The sequence below is a fragment of the Bacillus hominis genome (assembly GCF_018332515.1).
GTDB lineage: Bacteria > Bacillota > Bacilli > Bacillales > Bacillaceae_G > Bacillus_A > Bacillus_A hominis.
The window spans coordinates 1-5,961 of sequence record NZ_BOQD01000193.1; the positions used below are offsets into that span (position 1 = coordinate 1).

Genomic DNA, 5,961 nt, shown 5'->3' on the forward strand with positions numbered 1-5,961 from the left:
CTATAATGGGTGTACAGCTAACGAGGGGGAGAACGATGAGAAGACGAAATACGCAAGCGTTCACGTTTTTAGCATGGACTTCATTTGTTTGCGCGCTTTCAGGTATGCTAATTGGGATTTATACGTTAGATGAAACGCTTAGTGTAAAAGGATATTATTTAATTGGAACATTATTTTTAACGATGTCTTGTTTTGTATTACAAAAAACAATTCGTGATAATGAAGAAGATAACGAGAGATTTCCGAAAAATGAACCGCTAGATAAAGACTAAATTGTAAAGAAAGGCATTTGCCTTTCTTTTTTTATGTAAAAATGCTGTAAGTGCCGTGTGTTGACTTGCTTGAAGTACTGAAAATTTGGTATCATCAATAGTATTGTAGATTGAACGATATATTATGGAGGTGGCCTAGCCGTGTCAAGAATTTCCGTTGAGAATGTAAAGCACGTTGCACATTTAGCACGTCTTGCAATTACTGATCAAGAAGCAGAAAAATTTCAAAAACAACTAGATGCAATTGTTACATTTGCAGAACAGTTAAATGAATTAGATACAACAGATGTAAAACCAACAACTCATGTATTAACTATGAAAAATGTTATGCGTGAAGATGTGCCAGAAAAAGGTTTACCAGTAGAAGAAGTATTAAAAAATGCACCGGATCACAAAGATAATCAAATCCGTGTTCCAGCAGTATTAGAATAGAGGAGGGAATTTCGATGTCATTATTTGATCATTCGGTATCAGAGTTACATAAGAAATTAAACAACAAAGAAATTTCCGTTACGGATTTAGTAGAAGAATCTTACAAACGTATTTCGGATGTTGAAGATAACGTAAAAGCTTTTCTTACATTAGATGAAGAAAATGCACGTGCGAAAGCGAAGGAATTAGACGCTAAGATTGGTGCTGAAGATAATGGTTTATTATTCGGTATGCCAATCGGTGTAAAAGATAACATTGTAACTAACGGTCTTCGTACAACTTGTGCGAGCAAAATGTTAGCAAACTTCGATCCAATTTATGATGCGACAGTTGTACAAAAGTTAAAAGCTGCTGACACAGTTACAATCGGTAAATTAAATATGGACGAGTTCGCAATGGGTTCTTCAAATGAAAACTCAGGTTTCTACGCTACAAAAAATCCATGGAACTTAGACTATGTTCCAGGCGGATCTAGTGGTGGTTCTGCAGCAGCAGTAGCAGCAGGAGAAGTATTATTCTCTCTAGGTTCGGATACGGGTGGTTCTATCCGTCAACCAGCTGCATATTGCGGTGTTGTAGGTTTAAAACCAACTTACGGACGCGTATCTCGTTACGGGTTAGTTGCATTCGCATCTTCACTTGACCAAATCGGACCGATTACACGTACAGTAGAAGACAATGCATACTTATTACAAGCTATTTCAGGTATTGACCGTATGGATGCAACTTCTGCAAATGTTGAAGTTGGAAACTATTTAGCTGGCTTAACAGGTGACGTTAAAGGTTTACGCATCGCTGTACCGAAAGAATACTTAGGCGAAGGTGTTGGCGAAGAAGCTCGTGAGTCAGTACTAGCTGCTTTAAAAGTATTAGAAGGTATGGGCGCAACTTGGGAAGAAGTATCTCTTCCGCACTCTAAATACGCTCTAGCAACGTATTACTTATTATCTTCTTCTGAAGCATCTGCTAACCTTTCACGCTTTGATGGCGTACGTTACGGTGTTCGTTCTGATAATGTAAATAATTTATTAGATCTTTACAAAAACACACGTAGCGAAGGTTTCGGTGATGAAGTAAAACGTCGTATTATGCTTGGTACATTTGCTCTTAGCTCTGGTTACTATGATGCATATTACAAAAAAGCACAACAAGTACGTACATTAATTAAGAACGACTTTGAAAATGTATTTGCTAACTATGATGTTATTATTGGACCAACAACGCCAACTCCGGCATTTAAAGTGGGCGAAAAAGTGGACGATCCAATGACAATGTATGCAAATGACATTTTAACAATCCCAGTAAACTTAGCGGGTGTTCCAGCGATTTCTGTTCCATGTGGATTCGGTGCTAACAACATGCCACTTGGTCTACAAATCATTGGTAAACACTTCGATGAAGCGACAATTTACCGCGTTGCACATGCGTTTGAGCAAGCAACAGACTATCATACAAAAAAAGCAAGTCTGTAAGGAGGCGAGCATAGATGAATTTAGAAACAATTATTGGTTTAGAGGTTCACGTTGAGTTAAAAACAAATTCGAAAATTTTCTCTGCGAGTCCAACAGAATTCGGAGCGGAGCCAAATACACAAACAAGTGTAATTGACTTAGGATACCCAGGGGTACTTCCTACTTTAAATAAAGAAGCAGTTAACTTTGCAATGAAAGCTGCAATGGCATTAAACTGTGAAATCGCAACGGAAACGAAGTTCGACCGTAAAAACTATTTCTACCCAGATAATCCGAAAGCTTACCAAATCTCTCAATTTGATAAGCCAATTGGTGAAAATGGTTGGATTGAAATCGAAGTAGACGGTAAAAAGAAACGTATCGGTATTACACGTCTTCATTTAGAAGAAGATGCTGGTAAATCAACGCATACAGCTGATGGTTCATTAGTAGACTACAACCGTCAAGGTATGCCTTTAATCGAGATCGTATCTGAGCCAGATATGCGTACTCCAGAAGAAGCATATGCATACTTAGAGAAGTTAAAATCAATCATTCAATATACAGGCGTATCTGATTGTAAGATGGAAGAAGGTTCTCTACGTTGTGATGCGAATATTTCCCTTCGTCCAGTTGGACAAGAGAAGTTCGGTACAAAAGCAGAACTGAAAAACTTAAACTCTTTCACTTACGTGCAAAAAGGTCTTGAGCATGAGCAAGTGCGCCAAGAGAAAGAATTATTATCTGGTGGTATCATCCAACAAGAAACACGTCGTTATGATGAAGCAACGAAGAAAACAATCTTAATGCGTATAAAAGAAGGATCTGACGATTACCGTTACTTCCCAGAGCCAGACTTAGTTGAACTTTACATCGATGATGAGTGGAAAGAAGAAATTCGTGCTTCGATTCCAGAACTTCCAGATGCACGTAAAGCTCGCTACGTTGCAGAAATTGGCTTACCAGCTTATGATGCACACGTATTAACATTAACGAAAGAAATGTCTGATTTCTTTGAAGCTGCAATTGCAGACGGTGCTGATGCGAAATTAACATCAAACTGGTTAATGGGTGAAGTGCTTGCATACTTAAACAAACAACAAAAAGAATTAAAAGACGTTGCATTAACGCCTGCTGGTCTATCTAAAATGGTTCAATTAATTGAAAAAGGTACAATTTCTTCTAAAATCGCGAAGAAAGTATTTAACGAATTAATTGAAAAAGGTGGAGACCCAGAAGAAATCGTTAAAGCGAAAGGTCTTGTTCAAATTTCTGACGAGGGTACACTTCGTAAAGTTGTAACAGAAATTCTTGATAATAATGAGCAATCTATCGAAGACTTTAAAAACGGTAAAGACCGTGCAATTGGCTTCTTAGTTGGTCAAATTATGAAAGCTACAAAAGGACAAGCAAATCCACCGCTTGTTAACAAAATTTTACTTGAAGAGATTAATAAGCGCTAAAATAGTATAGATTTTTAAAGATTAAACAGAAAAAACACCCGTATTTGGGTGTTTTTTCTGAGTTAATCAAACGTTTGTTTAAATGGTAAAAAATAATTTAAATAAACGTTTGATTAACTGTCAAAAGTGAAAAAATGTTTGTATAGCAACTATGGTATGATAGTTGCAAAAAGGTGGGAATAATGATAAATCTAGACATAGAGGTTTTTTTCATCTCATGAAATAATAGATAATTATTATTCGTTATATGTAAATTGATGTGAGGAAATAGATGGACATAAATTTTTTTGTAAAATAAAACAAAACCATTGAAATGAATATTTACTTTTGATGGGCTACACGAATCGGGTTCTTACTGCCTGTTTGAGCGGAATTAAAGAAGGATAGGAAGATGAGAGGAGGTAGGCATAGGGATACTGAATAAGGGTTCGGTGTATTCGCTTTTCAATGAATACGGAATTTCCTATGCTAATAAATGATGAAGCGAGCAAGAATTATTTATAATCCTACTTCTGGGCGTGAGCTATTTAAGAAGAGCTTACCAGAAGTATTACAAAAATTAGAACAAGCTGGATATGAAGCGTCTTGTCATGCGACAACTGGTCCTGGAGATGCGACTGTGGCAGCGAGGCAAGCTGCGGATCGTAAGTTTGATGTTGTTATCGCAGCTGGTGGTGATGGTACATTAAATGAAGTAGTGAACGGTTTAGTAGGACATGAGCATCGTCCAAAGTTTGGAATTATTCCAGTTGGAACGACAAATGATTTTGCGCGTGCGATCGGTGTACCTCGTGCTATTGAAGAGGCTGCGGATATTATTTGTGAAGGAATAACGGTACCGTTAGATCTTGGTAGAGCGAATGATACATATTTCATTAATATCGCTGGTGGCGGCCGTATTACAGAATTAACATATGAAGTGCCAAGCAAGCTAAAAACGGTATTAGGCCAACTTGCTTACTATTTAAAAGGAATCGAAATGTTACCATCATTACATCCAACATATGTTGAAATCGAGTATGATGGGAAGTTGCTACAAGAAGAAATTACGATGTTTTTAATTACGAATACTCGTTCAGTTGGCGGATTCGAAAAAGTAGCACCATATGCATCTATTAACGATGGATTATTTGATTTATTAGTACTGAAAAAAGGTTCTATCGCTGATTTAATTAAAGCAGCAACACAAGCGCAGCGTGGGGAACATATTAACAATCCAAAAGTGCTATACACACAAGCGAATCGTATTAAAGTTCATTCACCAGATAAACTAATGATTAATTTAGATGGTGAATATGGCGGAGACGCACCAATGGAATTTGAAAATATATATCATTGTCTTGAACTATTTGTTCCTGAACAGCAAGAGGATGCCCTGTAAAGGCATCTTTTTTTTGCTTTCACCTCACTATTTGCAAGTAATAAGATTCCCCCACTGATTAAAGTTTCTCTTTATACAGATGAATTGTAAATTGGAAGTTAGTTTGATTTTTATGGTATTTTTACAATCTGTTTATTTTATATCCATATTTTATTGATACACTGGAAGAGATAAGAAATGAGAGGTAGGGTGCTATGGAGAAGGTAAAAGCAATACTATTTGATAAAGATGGGACATTAATGGATTTTCATTCAATTTGGATAAAAGTAGCTGAAGAACTTGTAGCTGAATGTATAAGTTTATATCATTTACCAAGTACAATGCGGCAGACCTTATTACAAGAGATTGGTGTAGAGGGAGCATTTGTTAATCCGAGGAGTGCAATAGCTGCTGGAACAAGCCTTGATGTAGCGAAGGGGCTTTGTAATTATATTGAGTCTGCTAGAGAAGAAGAGATGCATCATTGGGTAAGTGAGAAGTTATTCTCCCTTATGTATGAGCATCGTTCGCATATGAAAATGACAGCGGATTTACCGAAAGTGTTACAGGCATTAAAAGATAAAGGATTTATATTAGGGGTTGTCACGGCGGACGATTTTGCACCGACAGAATTATTTTTAAAACAATATAAGTTGGAGAACTTTTTTGATTATATTATAGCTTCGGATACATTCCCTGCGCAAAAACCAGATAAAAAGATTATAGAAGTGTTTTGTGAGAAATTTAATTTAGAATCATGTGAGGTGGCGGTTGTTGGGGATACGCCAACGGATTTAAATTTAGCTAAAAATGGCGGTGATTGCTATGCAATTGGAGTCCTTTCTGGTACAGGGGATCGTCCAACGTTAGAACCACTTGCTGATTTAGTGTTAGATTCTGTTGGGGAGTTTATTTCTCAATCGGGTGAGTTTTTCTGGGAGAAAGAAAAGTCTAATGTGTAAGGAAAATAAGTCTATAAAGAC

At 36.9% G+C, this 5,961-nt stretch carries 6 protein-coding genes; all 6 read left to right on the forward strand.

The genetic code is table 11. The annotated features are described in order from the left end of the window. The first annotated feature begins 35 nt into the window (after window positions 1-35). The 6 genes from KI356_RS18595 to KI356_RS18620 all read left to right on the forward strand — a co-directional run bounded on the left by KI356_RS18595 (window position 36) and on the right by KI356_RS18620 (window position 5,940). Window positions 36-272: a YiaA/YiaB family inner membrane protein gene (locus KI356_RS18595; protein WP_001254392.1), complete on the forward strand. Its 237-nt coding sequence runs from the start codon at window positions 36-38 to the stop codon at window positions 270-272. A 141-nt stretch (window positions 273-413) separates the two neighbouring features. Continuing rightward, a complete protein-coding gene (gene gatC / locus KI356_RS18600; protein ID WP_000086999.1) occupies window positions 414-704 on the forward strand; it encodes an Asp-tRNA(Asn)/Glu-tRNA(Gln) amidotransferase subunit GatC in 291 nt (96 codons plus the stop codon). A 14-nt stretch (window positions 705-718) separates the two neighbouring features. Then, on the forward strand, window positions 719-2,176 hold the full coding sequence (gene gatA, locus KI356_RS18605; RefSeq protein WP_002113505.1) for an Asp-tRNA(Asn)/Glu-tRNA(Gln) amidotransferase subunit GatA: 1,458 nt from the start codon (window positions 719-721) through the stop codon (window positions 2,174-2,176). Between the two features lie 14 nt (window positions 2,177-2,190). After that, window positions 2,191-3,618, forward strand: a complete 1,428-nt coding sequence (gatB, locus tag KI356_RS18610; protein WP_002115642.1) for an Asp-tRNA(Asn)/Glu-tRNA(Gln) amidotransferase subunit GatB — start codon at window positions 2,191-2,193, stop codon at window positions 3,616-3,618. Window positions 3,619-4,093: 475 nt separating this feature from the next. After that, on the forward strand, window positions 4,094-4,999 hold the full coding sequence (locus KI356_RS18615) for a diacylglycerol kinase (RefSeq protein ID WP_128282693.1): 906 nt from the start codon (window positions 4,094-4,096) through the stop codon (window positions 4,997-4,999). A gap of 194 nt (window positions 5,000-5,193) precedes the next feature. After that, window positions 5,194-5,940: an HAD family hydrolase gene (locus KI356_RS18620; protein ID WP_128282692.1), complete on the forward strand. Its 747-nt coding sequence runs from the start codon at window positions 5,194-5,196 to the stop codon at window positions 5,938-5,940. Window positions 5,941-5,961 lie beyond the last annotated feature (21 nt).

What these genes read in the sequence shown, in the direction of transcription:
- KI356_RS18595 (WP_001254392.1), top strand. Translation starts at nt 36, where the DNA reads ATGAGAAGACGAAATACGCAAGCGTTCACGTTTTTAGCATGGACTTCA.
- gatA (WP_002113505.1), top strand. Translation starts at nt 719, where the DNA reads ATGTCATTATTTGATCATTCGGTATCAGAGTTACATAAGAAATTAAAC.
- gatB (WP_002115642.1), top strand. Translation starts at nt 2,191, where the DNA reads ATGAATTTAGAAACAATTATTGGTTTAGAGGTTCACGTTGAGTTAAAA.
- KI356_RS18615 (WP_128282693.1), top strand. Translation starts at nt 4,094, where the DNA reads ATGATGAAGCGAGCAAGAATTATTTATAATCCTACTTCTGGGCGTGAG.
- KI356_RS18620 (WP_128282692.1), top strand. Translation starts at nt 5,194, where the DNA reads ATGGAGAAGGTAAAAGCAATACTATTTGATAAAGATGGGACATTAATG.